The organism is Thalassospira sp. MCCC 1A02898 (assembly GCF_001618185.1).
Taxonomy (GTDB): domain Bacteria; phylum Pseudomonadota; class Alphaproteobacteria; order Rhodospirillales; family Thalassospiraceae; genus Thalassospira; species Thalassospira tepidiphila.
Window position 1 is genome coordinate 217,123 of the sequence record NZ_LPXK01000009.1, and the last position, 16,559, is coordinate 233,681.

15 protein-coding genes are annotated in these 16,559 nt (G+C 54.5%); 11 read left to right on the forward strand and 4 right to left on the reverse strand.

Going from position 1 to position 16,559, the window contains the following annotated elements; all coding sequences use genetic code 11:
• The first annotated feature begins 19 nt into the window (after nt 1-19).
• From flhB to AUQ41_RS07730, 3 genes are all read left to right on the forward strand, one after another.
• Nucleotides 20-1,090 carry a flagellar biosynthesis protein FlhB gene (gene flhB / locus AUQ41_RS07720; protein ID WP_063087532.1) on the forward strand — a complete coding sequence of 357 codons (1,071 nt, stop codon included), beginning with the start codon at nt 20-22 and terminating at the stop codon, nt 1,088-1,090.
• A gap of 211 nt (nt 1,091-1,301) precedes the next feature.
• Nucleotides 1,302-3,305: a methyl-accepting chemotaxis protein gene (locus AUQ41_RS07725; RefSeq protein ID WP_063087534.1), complete on the forward strand. Its 2,004-nt coding sequence runs from the start codon at nt 1,302-1,304 to the stop codon at nt 3,303-3,305.
• 225 nt (nt 3,306-3,530) lie between these two features.
• Nucleotides 3,531-6,137 carry a PAS domain-containing sensor histidine kinase gene (locus AUQ41_RS07730; RefSeq protein ID WP_063087536.1) on the forward strand — a complete coding sequence of 869 codons (2,607 nt, stop codon included), beginning with the start codon at nt 3,531-3,533 and terminating at the stop codon, nt 6,135-6,137.
• A 36-nt stretch (nt 6,138-6,173) separates the two neighbouring features.
• Here the strand turns inward: AUQ41_RS07730 and AUQ41_RS07735 are convergent, their stop codons facing one another.
• Complete coding sequence (locus AUQ41_RS07735) at nt 6,174-7,211, reverse strand: sodium:calcium antiporter (protein ID WP_008890373.1); 1,038 nt, start codon at nt 7,209-7,211, stop codon at nt 6,174-6,176.
• An 85-nt stretch (nt 7,212-7,296) separates the two neighbouring features.
• Nucleotides 7,297-8,196, reverse strand: coding sequence for a DMT family transporter (locus AUQ41_RS07740; RefSeq protein ID WP_063087538.1), 900 nt, complete (start codon nt 8,194-8,196; stop codon nt 7,297-7,299).
• A gap of 41 nt (nt 8,197-8,237) precedes the next feature.
• Between AUQ41_RS07740 and AUQ41_RS07745 the strand changes: the two genes are divergently transcribed.
• The 6 genes from AUQ41_RS07745 (at nt 8,238) to AUQ41_RS07770 (ending at nt 13,246) form a co-directional block, all read left to right on the forward strand.
• Complete coding sequence (locus AUQ41_RS07745) at nt 8,238-8,669, forward strand: hypothetical protein (RefSeq protein ID WP_063087540.1); 432 nt, start codon at nt 8,238-8,240, stop codon at nt 8,667-8,669.
• A gap of 62 nt (nt 8,670-8,731) precedes the next feature.
• Nucleotides 8,732-9,409, forward strand: a complete 678-nt coding sequence (locus tag AUQ41_RS07750) for an ABC transporter substrate-binding protein (protein ID WP_143588738.1) — start codon at nt 8,732-8,734, stop codon at nt 9,407-9,409.
• A gap of 168 nt (nt 9,410-9,577) precedes the next feature.
• Entirely contained in the window at nt 9,578-10,297 is a 720-nt protein-coding gene (locus AUQ41_RS07755; RefSeq protein ID WP_143588737.1) for an ABC transporter substrate-binding protein, read from the forward strand.
• A gap of 326 nt (nt 10,298-10,623) precedes the next feature.
• Nucleotides 10,624-11,352: an ABC transporter substrate-binding protein gene (locus AUQ41_RS07760; RefSeq protein WP_063087546.1), complete on the forward strand. Its 729-nt coding sequence runs from the start codon at nt 10,624-10,626 to the stop codon at nt 11,350-11,352.
• A gap of 77 nt (nt 11,353-11,429) precedes the next feature.
• Nucleotides 11,430-12,107, forward strand: coding sequence for an ABC transporter substrate-binding protein (locus tag AUQ41_RS07765; protein ID WP_143588736.1), 678 nt, complete (start codon nt 11,430-11,432; stop codon nt 12,105-12,107).
• A gap of 239 nt (nt 12,108-12,346) precedes the next feature.
• Nucleotides 12,347-13,246 (forward strand): DMT family transporter, encoded by a 900-nt coding sequence (locus AUQ41_RS07770; RefSeq protein ID WP_063087550.1) that lies wholly within the window; start codon nt 12,347-12,349, stop codon nt 13,244-13,246.
• Here AUQ41_RS07770 and AUQ41_RS07775 read toward each other — a convergent pair whose 3' ends face one another.
• Nucleotides 13,247-13,804 carry a hypothetical protein gene (locus AUQ41_RS07775; RefSeq protein ID WP_063087552.1) on the reverse strand — a complete coding sequence of 186 codons (558 nt, stop codon included), beginning with the start codon at nt 13,802-13,804 and terminating at the stop codon, nt 13,247-13,249. It abuts the gene before it with no gap.
• Nucleotides 13,801-14,589 (reverse strand): DUF4198 domain-containing protein, encoded by a 789-nt coding sequence (locus AUQ41_RS07780; RefSeq protein ID WP_063087554.1) that lies wholly within the window; start codon nt 14,587-14,589, stop codon nt 13,801-13,803. The genes AUQ41_RS07775 and AUQ41_RS07780 overlap by 4 nt, the downstream gene beginning before the upstream one ends.
• 105 nt (nt 14,590-14,694) lie before the next feature.
• Here AUQ41_RS07780 and nikR point away from each other — a divergent pair, with 105 nt between their 5' ends.
• Together nikR and recA are read left to right on the forward strand one after the other, a co-directional pair.
• Nucleotides 14,695-15,174: a nickel-responsive transcriptional regulator NikR gene (gene nikR / locus AUQ41_RS07785; RefSeq protein ID WP_063087556.1), complete on the forward strand. Its 480-nt coding sequence runs from the start codon at nt 14,695-14,697 to the stop codon at nt 15,172-15,174.
• Nucleotides 15,175-15,459: 285 nt separating this feature from the next.
• Complete coding sequence (recA, locus tag AUQ41_RS07790; RefSeq protein ID WP_040823385.1) at nt 15,460-16,533, forward strand: recombinase RecA; 1,074 nt, start codon at nt 15,460-15,462, stop codon at nt 16,531-16,533.
• Nucleotides 16,534-16,559: the final 26 nt, after the last annotated feature.

A 16,559-nucleotide genomic window follows, 5' to 3' on the forward strand; every position in this document is an offset into this window, starting at 1 on the left:
GCCAAGCATGGGTTTGCCAATGGCAGAAGAAGACGACAGCCAAAAGACAGAAGACCCCACAAGTAAAAAGCTTGAGGACGCGCGAAAGAAAGGTCAGGTGCCGGTTTCCAAGGAAGTCGGCAACTTCATGATCCTGTTCGGCGGTGGTCTTGTCATGACCATGCTCGGGCCGAGCATGGCCGCAAGCGTTCGTGATCTTGCTGTCGGTTTCCTTGAGCATCCGCACCGATTTGACGTCACCCAGGCGGGCATTCCCGGTCTGTTTGAAGACGTGATTTTGGGCATGCTTTGGGTTCTGGGCATTCCGTTTGTGCTGTTGATGTTTTTTGCCGCAGCCGGGCATATTGTCCAGAACGGTATCGTTGTTGCGATGGAACGGATCGAACCCAAGCCCGATAAACTGAACCCGCTGACCGGGCTCAAGAACCTGTTTTCGATGAAAAGCATGGTCGAGTTTGTCAAAAACGTCAGCAAGATCATCCTTGTTGGGGTTGTGCTGGGCCTCGTGATCGTGCCTGAACTGATGGACGTTGAACTGTATCCCCAGCTGTCGCTCGGCCTGACGCTGGAACGCCTTTACGACATGATTGTGATCCTGCTGATTGCGACGATCTCGCTCACTGCGGTGATTGCCGGGCTCGACTTTGCCTATCAGAAGTACGAGTTCAATCAGAAAATGAAAATGTCCAAGCAGGAGATCAAGGACGAATACAAACAGACCGAGGGTAGCCCCGAGATCAAGGCAAAGGTCCGCCAGATCAGGATGGAACGCGCCCAGCAGCGCATGATGTCAAACGTGCCCAAGGCCGACGTGGTCATCACCAACCCGACGCACTTTGCCGTCGCCCTGCAATATGACATCGATACCATGGGGGCCCCGGTTTGTATCGCCAAGGGGCAGGACAATGTCGCGCTTAAAATTCGTGAAGTTGCCGAGGAGCACAACATCACGATCATGGAAAACCCGCCGGTTGCGCGTGCCCTGTTTGCCACCGTTGAAATCGATCAGGAAATACCGCCCGAGCACTACAAGGCCGTTGCCGAAATCATCTCGTTCGTTTTCCGTCAACGTGGCAAGAAGCTTGGATAGTAAGCTTCTTAGGTCCGTCTGATCTATAAAAATTACTTTCTGTAATACTATAGTACGTTTTGCTTGCAATGATTTGCGGCGATCGGTGATTGCCGCATAGGTGGTAGAAGCAAATTAGTGGTTCCCATTGCGTGTTTTTGATACTATACGGGCGGTTATGTACGCCTAGTCCATTGCAAAAATATGTGCCTTTTCTAACGGGAATGTCTTTATGAAATTGAGGATTGCCGGGCAGATAGCCCTGTCGAACGCGATTATCGTCGTCATGCTGATCGCGGTGGCTTTTGGTATAGGTATCGTGAATGGCGAGAGCCGTCGTGCGACTCATGAAGCTGCCGAAATTGGTGTGGTTGTCAGTTTGGATGTACCGAGCTTGATTAAGGCGATTGAGGGCGCGCGCTTTAATGTTGTTCAGGTTCAGCAATGGTTGACCGATATTTCTGCGACCCGTGGGCTTGATGGCCTCAATGACGGCTTTGACGAGGCCGAAATCGCTGCACAGGCATTGGCAGAAAACTTGGCAAAAGCAAAAGCTCTGGCTGAAAAGCTGGGGCAGGATGAGTTGCTAGCATCCCTTGAAAAGGTCGAGGCCGCTTTTCCGGCTTATTATGCCGCTGGCAAGGAAATGGCGCAGGGCTATATCAACGGTGGTCCTGAAGTTGGCAACAAGATGATGGGCAACTTTGATGATGCTGCGGCAAACCTTGCTGCGGCGCTTGAAGTTGCTGTCGAGTACACCGATACCTATAGTATCTCAATCGAACAAGCCCTGGTCGACAAGCTTCATGGCCTTGAACGCAATGTTGAGTTTGTTTTCGTTCTTACAACGGCAGTGACCATTGCATCAATCATTGTTTGTGCATTGATTGCATGGGTCATGCATCGCCGCATTTCAGCACCGGTCGCCGAGAGCGTGACCACGCTGGCGCAACTGGCTGATGGCAAATATGACGTCAAACTCACTGAAACCAAGCGTAGTGACGAAGTCGGCGATCTGGTTCGGGTTATGCATGTGTTCCGCGAAACCGGTTTGAACAACCTTAAAATGCGCGAACAGCAAGAAGCTGATCGCTTGGAATCCGAAAAGCAGCGCCGCCAGTCTCTAATGGAAATGGCCGAGCGGGTTGAAAATGAAACCCGCCGCGTAGTTGAAATCATTTCGGGACAAACCGGTGAACTGGCAGAGGCAGCCCATCGCATGTCGAGTTCTGCCGACCTTGTTCAGGGCAATTCCCAGACCGTTGCTGCGGCCTCTGAACAGGCACTGGCGACGGTAGAAGCGGTTGCCGGTGCCGGTGAAGAACTGAACTCTTCGCTGGGCGAAATCAATGGTCAGATTTCACGTGCCAACCGGGTCAGTGAAGACGCTGTTGAGGCCAGCCGCACAACAGAAGCAACCGTCTCGCAGCTGGCAGACAGCGTGCGTGGCATTGGCGAGGTAGTGGAGCTGATCTCCGGCATTGCCGAGCAGACCAACCTTCTTGCCTTGAATGCCACCATCGAGGCCGCCCGTGCCGGTGATGCAGGCAAGGGCTTTGCCGTGGTTGCGCAGGAAGTCAAGAATCTGGCAACGCAGACCAGCCGTTCGACCGATGAAATTACCCGTCAAATTGCGGAAATTCAGGCGGTGACGGATTCCGCCGTTACGGCAGTGGCAACCATCGCCGAGAAAATCCACGAAATGGATGAAGTTTCGACCGCGATTGCGGCTGCCGTCGAGGAACAGAGTGCTGCAACATCGGAAATCGCACGTAATGTAAACGAAACCGCTGATGCATCCCGTGAAGTTTCGAGTCGGATCAATGAGGTTTCCGAAGAAGCATCGGGCACGGGGCGACTTGCCGCCGAGGTTGGTGCTCTTTCCGAGAAGGTCGCACATGCTGTGCGAGATCTTCGCAATGTGCTCGTCGAAGTTGTCCGGACTTCGACCTCTGATGTTGACCGTCGCTCTTCGACCCGTCATCGCGCCTCGAAGGATGTGGCTATCAGCTTTGGCGGTAAGGCATCGAAGGCGCGACTTGAAAACATCTCCGAACGCGGGGCGAAGCTCTCGTGCAATGAGAGAATTGCTTTGGGCACCAAGGTCGAAGTTGAACTTCCTGGTTTGAACAAACCCGTACGTGCCATCGTACGCAATGTAAGCGACGAGGGAGTTAGCGTTGAATTCGACGGCATCAAACTCGACGAAGCGCAGGTTAAGCGTCTGAGCCGCTAGGTATTGATCACAGCAAAATCGTGAACTGAAACCGCGGAATTGTAATCTTCGAAAGGCAGGACCATTCTTGGTTCCTGCCTTTCGCATATTTTGCGGGCGTTGCGTTCGGTTTGGGGGGATTGCCGGGCTGTGTGATGGACGACAAACTTGTCGGTAGCCAGTTGGGCGATAAGCAGCTAAAAGTATAGACTATTTTGTTAAGTTATTGTCGTTAAAGGCGGTCGCGTGCTGTTTCGGGGACTTATCCTTGCTGTAAGTGTCGCATTTGTCGCGTTTGTCTTCGTCCTGATGGATGTGTTGGCAAAGGCGGGTCTTGATGCGCGCCTGATGTGGATTATCGGGGCGATGGTCACCGGTGTCGCCGTTGTGGCGGTTGCGTCGCTGTCCCTCTCGGCAAAGCTGCGCAATGGCGGGCATGATGGCCTTGGGCCGCTGATTTCCGGTTTTGCCAAATCCGACATCGGCGTTGCTTTGATTGATGCCTATGGCAAGACGCTTTATGCCAACCCGGCCTTTTCATCCAAGCTCGGCATTGATGCAGGGTCGGACATGTTGTCCGCGCTTGAGGCACGTCTGTCCTTCCTCGGGATTGGCAGTGACGAACTTGCAGAGCTTCGTACGCGCGCCATGCGCGGCGAAGGCGGACAGATGTTTGTCGATCTTTCGCGCTCCGAAAAACTTCAATCAGACAATGCTGCCTCGGATAACGATGGCGGCGAGAATGCTGATGATGTCGAACAGGATGACGGCAAGCTGGATGAGACCAAATCGCCTAACGGTGCGTGTCTGCGTATTTCGGTGACTGCGGCGAATGCGCGTGCCGGCCAAATGCTGTGGACCGTTGACGGTGTGGATAGTGTCGTTCTCGCCGATAGCGATGCGTCCTTGCTCTTGCCGCCCTCAGAACCCCAGAAGAGCTTTGCCCTGTCTGCACCTCAGGCCACCGAAATGGCGGCCAACCTGCCGGTTGCAACGGCGCAAAGCGGCTTTGAGCATGCCGATCAGATGATCGAACGTTTGCCGGTCGGGGTGTGTGGCCTTGATGAAGAAGGACGCATTCTGTACCTCAACCGCCGTCTGGCAAGCTGGCTTGGCGGGGAGCCCGAAGACTTTAACAATGGTTCCGTCGAACTTGCCGATTTGATCGTCGGTGACGGGGTCAACGGCGAGGTCAAGTTCAAGGTGGCCGGTGGCGAGCCCATTCGCTGCTTTGTGACCCATTCGATCAATGCGCCGGGCACGGGCCCTGTACGCAGTCAGGCCGTGATCTTCCCCGATCCGATGCCTGCCCATGAATGGGAACATGCGCTGGCTGAAACCGAACGCCGGGTGCGCTGGTTCTTTGATGAAAGCCCGCTTTCGATTGTTCTGGCGGATATGTCGGGCACGGTTACCGATGCCAACCGGTCCTTCATTGTCACGGCCGGACAAAACCATGACAAGGTTGTCGGGCGCTCCATCCTTGAGCTGATCCTGCCTGAAGACCGCGACGAAGTGGCGCGCTATTTGTCGAAGGCCGTGATGGGCATGGGCAAAGGCGGACAGATCGAAGCCCGCCTTGCCGGTTCACGCGGGGTTGCCGCCCAGATTTATCTGCAACGTGTCGCAGGCCGTTCGGGTGAAGCCGGTGCGTTGCTTTTGAACTTCCTTGATACGACCGAACAGAAGAACCTTGAGGAACAATTTGCCCAGTCCCAGAAAATGCAGGCTGTTGGTCAGCTTGCCGGTGGGGTGGCGCATGACTTCAATAACCTTCTGACCGCAATGATCGGGTTCTGTGATCTGTTGCTGTCGCGTCATGGGCCGGGTGATCCGAGCTTTGCCGATATCATGCAGATCAAGCAGAATGCCAACCGTGCTGCCAACCTTGTCCGGCAGCTTTTGGCGTTCTCGCGCCGTCAGACCTTGCAGCCGAAAATCATCAATATCACTGATGCCCTGGCCGAGATGTCCAATCTTCTGCGCCGCCTGATTGGCGAGAAGATTGATCTTAAAGTCAGCCACGGTCGCGACATCGGATTGGTCAAGGTCGATCCGGGTCAGCTTGATCAGGTGATCATTAACCTTGTCGTCAATGCGCGTGATGCCATGGCGGGCGAGGGCGGGACGCTTACGGTTCAGACCAGCACCGAAATTATTGACGAGCCGACCGCAACCGGCACCGAGGTCATCCCGCCGGGCAATTATATCGGCATCAAGGTCACCGATACCGGGATTGGCATTCCGAAAGAAAACCTTACCCGCATTTTCGAGCCCTTCTTCTCGACCAAACAGCGCGGCGAGGGGACGGGTCTTGGGCTTTCAACCGTGTATGGCATCGTCAAACAGACCGGTGGCTTCATCGCGGTCAACAGCGAAGAAGGCAAAGGCACGACCTTTACCATCTATCTGCCGCGCTATGAGGCATCCGAGGCTGAGATTGCCGAAACACAGGCTGTCGTTGAAGAAACCCCGTCGCGCGATCTGACCGGCACCGGCGCAATCTTGCTGGTCGAGGATGAGGATGCGGTCCGGACCTTTGGTGCACGGGCTCTTCGCAGCAAGGGCTATGACGTGCTCGAAGCCAATAACGGCGACAACGCGCTTGAGGTGCTCAATAATACCGACAAGGTCATTGATCTGGTGATTTCGGACGTGGTTATGCCGGGCATTGATGGCCCGACCTTGATCCGGATGCTGCGCGAGCAAAAGCCGGAACTGAAGGTCATCTTTATTTCGGGCTATGCCGAAGATACCTATCGCGATGAGCTTGATGAAGAAAATGGCGTACACTTCCTGCCCAAGCCATTCTCTCTCAAAGACCTTGCGACCAAGGTCAAGGAAGTGCTTTGAGGCGTTTACGCCACAGGCCAGCCCGCCAGATAGAATCTAGCCCGCCAGATAGAATATTGATCCACCATAAAGTGCCAGCATCGCGAAGCTTTCCCAGCCGATATTGCCAATGCCACGGCGTTCGCGGTTGAGCATGCCTAACAGCAACACCCCGCTCATCAGAATGACCAGCGCGATGGTGAAGATGTGCTGATCGGTAAAGGCGGCGTAGATCGACCCTTCGCGATAGGCAAAGTCGGATGCGGCCAAAAACAGCACATCAAAGGCATTGCCGCCGATGATGTCGCCGACTGCCAGATTAACTGCCCCCATCCTCACCGCGGCAATGGCCGAAACAAATTCCGGGAAGGATGTTGAAATCGCAGTCAGGAAGGTGCCAACGGCGGTTTCACTGATCCCGGTCACTGCAACGATTGCAAGGCCGGCCTGCCCGATGACGTGACCGGCAATGGCGGTCAGAAGGGCGAAGGCCAGAAATTCACCCCATAGCCGAACGGAGCTTTCCGGGTGGGTGTCGGCTTCGTCATGTTTGGCGTCTTCTTCGGTCAGGTCGGTTTTCTTGGGATGCCACATCGGTTCATCGCGGATTTCCGACAAAAGGTTCAGACCAAACGCATAAATGATAAACAAAAGGATTGATGCCGGGTGAATATGAAAAATCATCCATTCCGGCCCGGCATAGGCCAGAAGCGGCACGGACAGCATGCTTAAAAGAAGGGTGGTTTGCGCAAGGCCAGTAGCGCTTGCGGCGGCATGTTCGAGATTGCCCTTACGATAAACCAGATCGGCAATCGCCAGAAAGGTTGTCTGGGCGGCGATCCCGCCAAGGGCGTTGCCAATCGCAAGATCGGTATGTCCCTGCCACGCGGTAGTCACCGACAGGACACTGCCCGGCAGGCTGGTCGACATGCCGACAAACAACGCGCCTGCGATGATTTGCCCCATGCCTGTGCGCTCGGCCAGTTTGACGGCAATTCCTGCAAGTCGGGTCCCAGCAAAACCGATAATCAGTGTGCAGACCGCAAAGGTCATCACAATTATGCCGAGCGACTGCTGGCCAAGGTCAAAGGGCATGCGCTGCTTTCCGTGATCAGAGAGGACTATCTAGTCTAACTTCTCACAGGCCTGCTTGTTCCTTGGCGGATGTGGTCCGCGTGGCTTACGGGATTTCAGGGACGCTCGGACGCGGACGCATCCACGCAGGCACAAGGTTCAGCACCAGCGCGCAGCCCACCATGATTGTTATCCCTCCAATGAACTGCATGGCGGAAAGTTTTTCACCCAGAACGGTCGCACCGATAAAGACGGCAATCACGGTGACCAGAAACTCAACACTGATTGCCCGCGTCGGCCCGATGGAGGCGACCAGTCGGAAATAGGCGATATAGGTGCACACACTCATCAAAACTGCGGCAATGATCAGATACAGATAGTCCATGGCAACCGGCGTGCGTTCCAGCGGCACGGCAAAGATCAGCGGCAAGGTCATCAATCCACCAAACAGAAACGCCCCGATGGTGGTTTCCCAATTGCCACTGTTGCGCAGATGGCGGCTGGCATAGTTGCTGCCAAAGGCCGCACACAGGGCGGCCAGGATTGATGCCACACAGCCAAGGGCAAATTCGAACGTGACCGGGACGGCGGGGAACCCGACCAGCAACACAATGCCACTGATGCCAAGCACCAAGCCCGCAAAGCCCTGTCTTGTAGTGCGCTCAAGACCCCAGAGTTGGCTGATGATCATGGAAAACAATGGAATGGCTGCGACAAAAATGGCGGCCATCGCGGTCCCGATCCGTGGTGCGGCATAGGAAAGGCCGATCAGTTGCCCGGCAACCGTGGTGGCACCGACAATGGCAAAGGGACGCCAACCAGCAGAAAAATCAAGTTTGCGGCGAAACAACCGGGCAAGAAGATAAAGCGATCCGGCGGCAATTAGGGCGCGGAAGGTGACGGCACCGACCCAGCCAAAGGCCTCGACAATTTTAACAACAACGAGGAATGACAGTCCCCACACGATGGCGAGGAACAGGTAGCGGGCGATATCCCCTGGTTTCATCGAGGGTGTCCGGAATATGGGGCGTCGTGCATCCAAGGGGGATGCAGGGCGGCACGGTTGCAAACTTTGGTGGCTTGGTGGCGCTGCTTTCCCGATTTCCGGGCCAGCCGCGCGCAGATGGTGCGCCCCATCCGCATATTGGTCAAGTTCCAAAAGCGCGCAATGCTGGAACATTTGTCGATGGTCAAGCGGCTACGAGCCAAACCTTGTTTAAGGGGCGGGGCAAAGAAGCCGATAGTGTGAAATTCTTGGGCCTGACGGCCAGGTTGCAGAGCACCGGGGTTTCTTTTTCCTCTGCGCATAACCACATAATTCCGGCTGGTAAAGCCCGGCATTCCGACGTATCGTTTGACGCAATGCAGCGCAAAAGCCGCAACGGCAATGGCCAAAACAAACAGGTTCCTGAGTGGTTCGAAATAACGGAATTCCGGGAAACAAAAGAAAAAGAACAGACCGAATGCCTTTGGGGGTAAGTATGGTGCGCACTTCAAAGCACAGCTTTGCCAAAGCCTGTGTTTTTGCAACGATATGTTTTATGGCTGCTGTGGTGTCTTTCGGGGTGTTGCCGTCTGCCAAGGCCGATGAGAAATGCCTTCGTATCGCCATGCCTGAACTCCAATCCAGTCCGCAAAAACTCGATCTTTATCGTCAGGTGATGAAAGATGAGGGGTTATGTGTATCACCTGTGGCATTGCCGCAAACACGCGCGGTTGTCGCACTGCGTTCCGGGCGACTTGATGGTGTTTTTGCAGCACGCGATGACCTGCCGGAGCTTGTAGACCTGCCGCTGGTTGCCGGTAATGTCCTTCTTGGATCGCTGGCAGGATATCTTGTTGTGCGCGAAGGACCGGTAAATAAGATCGCCGATCTTACTACCGAAGTGGTCGGCGTTCCGCTTGGCGCGACCTGGTGCACCAAGCTTGTTGAGCAATACGCAAACGTGATCAGGGTGCCGCGCGGTACAGCGATGCTAAAGGAAATGCTGGCCGAAGGGCGCATTGATGCCATGTTGGCTGATGCCTATTCGCTTGGTCTTGCGGGCGGTGTGCCCGAAGGATACAAGGCGATTGAGGTTGATCATTTTGATGTGCATAGCTGGCTGAAAGCCGAGTTTGCCGATATCAAACCGCAATTTGACCGCGCCACGCGCGCCTTTCTGGCAAAACTTGGTATTACGGTATCCTGTTGCGATAATGCGGGTCCTCCGAATTGAAACCCCCTAAGGCTGATAACTCGCCGCTAGGCAATCAGCGGGTTTGAATATATCTTTTCAATCAACGGATTAAAAAATCTGGAACGACAGAACTTGCCAACCAGGTGCAAGCTGAACTTCCCGGGATACGGTTACTCAACAAACAGTTGGTGCCGTGGGAGACTGAAAATGGCTAGCTTTCAATTGCACACGTTCCTACGAAACTGTGCCCTGACACTGTTCTGTTTGGCGGCGCTTTATCTTTCCTTTGCCATGCTGCCCGGCGCAAAGGCAAAGCAGCCATGCCTGCGCATTGCCATCCCCGAAGCCACAATTGGCGATACCGGACACGACATTTACCAGGCGGCAATGAATGATGCCGGTCTTTGTGTCGAACCTGTTTTGATGCCCCATGCGCGAACGTTCATGGCAATGCGCCATAAACAGATTGATGGCGTCTTTGCCATGCTTGAAACATACGGGAAGACGACCGAAACGCCTGTGATCCGGGGCAGTGTCATTTTGGGGAAACCCGATGGCATGTTTGTCGTTAAAAAGGATGGGCCCAAAACCCTGTCAGAGATTACGTCCGAGCAGATCGGCGTCTGGTTGGGAACAGGCTGGTCAGAAAAGCTTCTTGAACAGTATGACCACGTTGTGCCCGTCGCCGGTGGACCGGAGTTGATGATGGAGATGCTTGTGAAAGGGCGTCTGGATGGCATTTTGCTCAATGACTATTCATTGCGCAGCCAGGGTGGTGCGCCCGAAGGGTTTGTTGCGATCCCTGTTGCCAATCTCGCCGTCTATAGCTTCCTTCGGGCCGAACATGCCGAACAGATGGCGAAATTTGATAATGGCACCGTCCGCTTCCGGGAAAAGATAGCGGCCTTCCGCAAGGACCCCTCCTGAGCCGCATCAAACTTTGGGCCAAAGGCGCTCCCGCCTTTGCGGTTGAGTGCTGCAATGTGCGGTCAAATTGGCTCTGGCGCCGTTACAGCTTGGCTTTGATTCTGGCGCATAATGCTGCACTGCGACCTATACGTTTGCCTTAGACGGTTGGCAAACAGGTGCTTGCACGCGCTTTTGGATTGCACTTATAGTTTTCCCTAACGGCAAAAGCCGAAACCAAAGAACAATGAAAATGACCCGACCGCAATTAATGACGGCGGGCAGATCAGGTAGGCTCGCAACATGTCCCGCAAATACCGGGAAGATGTTGCCTTGGGGGTGATACTATGGCGCTTCGCAAGCCCAATGCGATCGTTCGGTCGTGTATGTTTGCTGTCATTTTTCTGGCAGCACTTTTCCTGTCATTTGAATTGCTGCCCTCGGCAAAGGCAGACGAAGAAGTCTGTCTCAAGATTGCCTTGCCGGAAATGGCCGATCATGTCCGCTCTGCCGAGCGATACCGTGCCGCGATGGCAGAGGCCGGGTTATGTGTGCAGCCCGTCTGGTTGCCAAACAAACGCACCGCTGTTTCGCTTAAACGCGGCGAAATTGATGGTGTCTTTGCCAGTGGCGAAACCATTCGACAATCGGCTGGTGTGCCGCTTGTTTCCGGGGCGGTGGTTGTTGGGCGTCCCAAAAGCCTTTTGATCACGGCCGACGACACCGTGAAATCACTCAATGATCTTAAAAACAAGGAAATCGGCGTTTGGCTGGGCGATGACCACGGCAAACAGGAACTGGTCGGTCTTGCCGATATCGTCACCGTACCCGGGGGTGCCGGGATGATGTTACGCATGCTCCGTCATGGGCGGCTGGATGGTCTTTTGATTGACGACTTCTCGCTTAATCAGACCGAAGGCGTGCCGGAAGGCTATCGCACCATCGAACTGGAAACGCTGACGACCTATAGCTGGCTGCGCAAGGAATACGAGGCCCTGTTGCCGCAATTCGATCGGGGAACATACCTTTTTCGGGCTGCACTTGAGCCGGAAATGGAAACCGAAACAAAATCGTGAATCTCGTGAGCTGAACTGATAGGTTGAAGTTATATAATCTTTTCTAATGTAACCAGATCAGGCTTGGAGTCCGCTGTATGCGGTTGTTCGGTACCGCCAGTGTATTGATTGCTCTTATGATAGTCATATGGCAGCCAATTTCAGTAAGAGCACAACCGTGTTTGCAACTGGCTGGTCTTGAAGACGCCATCGGCAGAGAAGTCGGTGAAAAGCTCGAACACATCTTTGCCGACCATAACCCCTGCCTTTCAGTGCAATATATGCCTGCAAGTCGCTCAGAGGCGCTGCTTCTGAGTGGTGAGATTGATGGTGATTTTCCAAGGTTGCCGGAGTTTGCGCCTTATGTTGGCGCCAAGGCAGTGATGGTTCCGGTCCCGCTTATCTCTGGTGAGGGGCTGTTGGTAACCTCTGACCCTGCGATCAAATCCGTTGATGATCTTGGTGCCGTGACATTGGGCCTTCGTCGTGGCACCAAATGGTCCTCGGAGGCTGCTGGCGGGCATATCAACCGGATATTTTTGCCATCATACGACATTGTCGTTGATATGTTTTTAAGGCGTCGTCTTGATGCGTTTCTGATCGAAAGTAACAATCTGAAACAGTATGAAGCGCAATTGGCGTCTGCGACGAAAACGGTGGTCAGGCAGGGGCACGCCTATCTTTGGCTTTCGAAGAAGAACGAAAAATATCTGCCAGAGATCACCCGTGTGCTGACTCAATCTGATTTTCAGACTCTTAATGCCTACGATCAATGAAGATCAAACGTGTCCTGCATACGTTGTGTTCTTAAGACAACAATCTGATCTGTCTATTTGCCATTTTGCGGACGGAAAACGTGCGTGCTTAAGGGCGCTTGCGTCTTTGTAAGGTAATAAAAGCCATTGCAAATGACGTAAAACTCCGCTGTATGACGGAGGCAGGTATGCGCTACCACGACCTGCACTCATAACTGGTGTTAAAGCCAGACAGACAAACCCTTTCGGAAACGCGCCCCATGATTTCCCTTTTTGGTGAAGCTGCTGCCTTTACTGCTGCGCTCTGTTGGGCGAGTTCCAGCATGATCTTCTCCAATATCGGCGGCAAGGCAGGCGCGCAGACGGTTAATCGCGGGCGTCTGGCCTGTTCGATTTTTTGTCTGACCATTTTGCATTGGATCCTTCTGGGCCAGCCATGGCCGAATGCCGTGACGTGGGAACAGCTTGGCTGGTTGTCACTTTCGTCTGTATTGGGCCTCGTGATTGGCGATGCCATGCTGTTTCAGGCTTTTGTTCTGATCGGTGCGCGGCTTTCGATGTTGTTGATGTCGACCGTTCCGATCATGGGCGCGGTTCTGGCCTGGGTCTTGTTTGATGAAACGCTGCGTCCGATTGAAATCACTGGGATCGCCTGTGGGGTGGGTGGTGTTTTGATTGTCATTCTTGGCAAAAAGGGCCGCCCGATCGGGCTTGAGGGACGCAATTACGCCATTGGCATTCTGTTTGGTTTTGGCGGCGCGGTCGGTCAGGTCGCCAATCTGATCACCGCGAAATATGCCCTGATTGATGGCTATTCCGCACTTTCCGCCACCTGGATCAGGACACTGGTTGCGGTGATTGCCATGTGGGGACTGGCGATCATTCTTGGCCGGGTACGGCGGACTGTTACCGCCTGTATTGCGCCGGATGTTGGCAAATGGCTTCTGCTGGGCGCGCTTATCGGGCCCGCAATCGGTGTGTGGCTTTCAATGCTGGCGGTTCAAAACGCTAATGTCGGGATTGCCTCAACCCTGATGGCGCTGCCGCCGGTTATTCTGATCGTTTATGAAGGCCTGATCCTGCGCAAGCCGGTTGGCATTCAGGCGGTCATCGGAACCTGTCTTGCCTTTGGCGGGGTGACCTTGTTGTTCATGCCCTGATCAGTTCGACTGTTTCCGAGCCATCTGGCGACGCTGCCAAAGCAAAAGCCCGCCAAACAGGTTGGCGAGGATGCTGCAGCCAAACAGGATGCTTGCCCAAAGTGGCAAATCAAACAGCGCGGGGGTGCCTTGTATCGCCGTTGCCGACGACGCAGCGGCCGTCTGGCCGCCGCCAGGTGTGACTGTGGCGTTGGCGGTGGTATCGGTTGACTGATAGGTCAATTGCACAACATGCCCCATGCCATCGGCCACCTTGATGTGGAGTTCACTTGGCGCATCTGGTGCCGGTGTGCCGCCAAGCCCAAGGGAAAACTGACCGATCCAGTCCGTGCGCGCCTTTTGCCAGACCTTGCCGTTCTTGGTTGTGACAACTACCTCGGCAAAGGCCATCGGGGATCCGTCGGTATATCGGAAACCATAGGTCTTTGTATTGGCACTGTCTTCGATCTGCCAGCCAGCGCCATGGGCATGGGCGGGGGCAGGGACGGCCAATGGCCCTGCAATCAGCAGGGCCACAAGAACCGATAAAAGTGCAAAGCCGGTCCGTGCCATCATCATTTATCAACGGCAAAGGAAAGGGTCGCGCGGATGTTGTGGTTGCCGACACCTTCCTCGGCATCAGGCATGTCAGCCGCGACGCGCACAATCCACAAACCGGGGGCGGAAACCCGGACCTTGGCAATGCCACTGCCGGCCTCTGTGCTCAGTGTCTCGGTCGCATAGGCCCAGGAGGACGGTGTTTCGGTAAATCCGGCATAGGTTGCCAGAACCGATGTCGTCAACGGGTGGCCGTTCAAAAGGATCTGGAACTCGACATCCTCGCCGACCTTGGTGTCACGCGGATCGCTGAGCGGCACGATTTCAAGCGCATCACCAAGTGGTTTGGTAACAAAATCGGCGGCGTCTTCGGTACCCACCAGAAGCTTGGCAAACTTTTCATAGCGGGTCGATGCGATGGCATCGGGATGTTCATCGGCACCGCCAGCCTGCCAGCCATCGGGGGTCTGGGACCAGACAACACCCAGACGATGGCCGGAAATCCAGGCCGCGGCATCGGGCACTTCAAACGTACCGATCAGATTGGGCGCGTTGTCATTTTGGGAAATCGCAATGTCGTTCGTGCCATCGGCGGTGATCAGCGTGGCGCGCACATCATTTACGCCTTCTGCTTCTTCCGGAAGGCCAAACTGATGGGTCGAATCAAGGATAAGTGTCGCATTCTCGCCCGGCTTCGCTGTTGCTGGCGATTGGCTTGCGATGAATTCATGGGCGTTTGCCGACAGACCGATCAAAAGCGTTGCGGCACCAATCACCATGCTTGCTGCGAACTTTGGTTGAAACATTTGCGTTCCTTTGGGAAATTGTTTTTATGGAAGAACCATGTGCGGGTGTGAACTTTTCAAAAAAGATCATACTCGTCAAGCCGTTGATTGTGAGAGGTAGTCAAAATGACCCGCGTGACCGTATCGATTGAAGACGATCTGATGGAGGCGTTTGACGCGTTTCTTGATCACCGCGGCTATACCAACCGTTCAGAGGGATTTCGCGATCTGATCCGTGAAAAGCTTCAGAACACCAAGCTTGAAGACAATGCCGACGGGGTCGGGATTGCGGTTCTGAACTATGTCTATGATCACGAGGAACGTATGCTGGCATCACGCTTGATGAGCACCCAGCACGAACACCACAATCTGACGGTTTCCACGGTGCACTTCCATATTGATCATGATACCTGCCTTGAAAGCGTGACATTGCGCGGGCGGCTTTCTGAAATCCGTGCCTTTGCCGACAAGGTTCTGGCGCAGCCGGGCGTGCGCCACGGGCAGCTTTATACCGTGCCGGGCGAGCTACATGTCGAAAGCCATCATCATGGGGATGATCACCATGGACATGCGCACAAGCACGAACATCTTAAAATCATCACCTGATAGCATTGCCAAACCGTCACTGACCCCACGCCCCTCTGTTGCCGGGCGGGCGATTGATGCGTCTGTTCTCTGAAAGTTCTGCTCGAAGCAATGAGAACAAACTTGCAACATCCGAATTTTTGTGAGAATGTTCGCATTATGTTCTCAGTTGTTTTGTCCATAAGAACGCAGTGGCAGGCTGCGGCAACAGGCAAAACAGTCTAGCGGTGGCGTTCCGCATTATAGGTCCGGGGAACCGCCTGCGTTGCATCCAACCCGGCCCTGTGGAATAAGAGAGTTCGAGCAATGATTCAGACCGCGCTGCATTTGGTGGATAAGGATACTATGGATAAGCAGAAGGCACTCGAAGCCGCCCTTGGGCAGATCGAACGGGCATTTGGCAAAGGTTCGATTATGAAGCTGGGTCAGCGCGAAAGCGCCGTTGATATCTCAGCCATTTCAACCGGTTCGCTCGGTCTTGATATCGGACTGGGCATTGGCGGTCTGCCGCGTGGCCGTATCGTCGAAATCTATGGTCCGGAAAGTTCGGGTAAAACCACGCTGGCGTTGCACACGGTTGCCGAAGCCCAGAAGCTTGGCGGGACTTGTGCGTTTGTCGATGCCGAACACGCGCTTGACCCGGGATATGCCCGCAAGCTGGGTGTGAATACCGACGAACTCCTGATTTCCCAGCCCGATGCCGGTGAACAGGCCCTTGAAATCGCTGACACGCTGGTGCGTTCTGGCGCGATTGATGTTCTGGTCGTCGATTCGGTTGCGGCCCTTGTCCCGCGCGCCGAACTTGAAGGTGAGATGGGCGATACGCACGTTGGTCTGCAGGCCCGCCTGATGAGCCAGGCACTGCGTAAACTGACAAGCTCCGTTTCGCGTTCGAACTGCATGGTCATCTTCATCAACCAGATCCGTATGAAGATCGGTGTGATGTTTGGCAGCCCGGAAACCACCACCGGCGGTAACGCGCTTAAATTCTATGCCTCTGTCCGTTTGGATATCCGTCGTATCGGTCAGATCAAGGACCGCGACGAAGTCGTTGGTAACCAGACGCGTGTCAAGGTCGTCAAAAACAAGATGGCCCCGCCGTTCAAACAGGTCGAATTCGACATCATGTATGGCGAAGGCATTTCCAAGATGGGTGAAATCCTTGATCTTGGCGTCAAGGCCGGTATCGTCGAGAAATCCGGTTCCTGGTTCTCCTATAACTCGACCCGTATCGGTCAGGGCCGCGAGAACGCCAAGAGCTTCCTGCGCGAGAACCCGGAAATGACCAAGGAGATCGAAAACAGCATTCGCGAGAGTGCCGGTCTGATCGCCGAAGCCATGACCAATATGAGCGAAGACGAACCGGTCAACGACGATTGATCTGATCAATCTGGCGACATAATTTC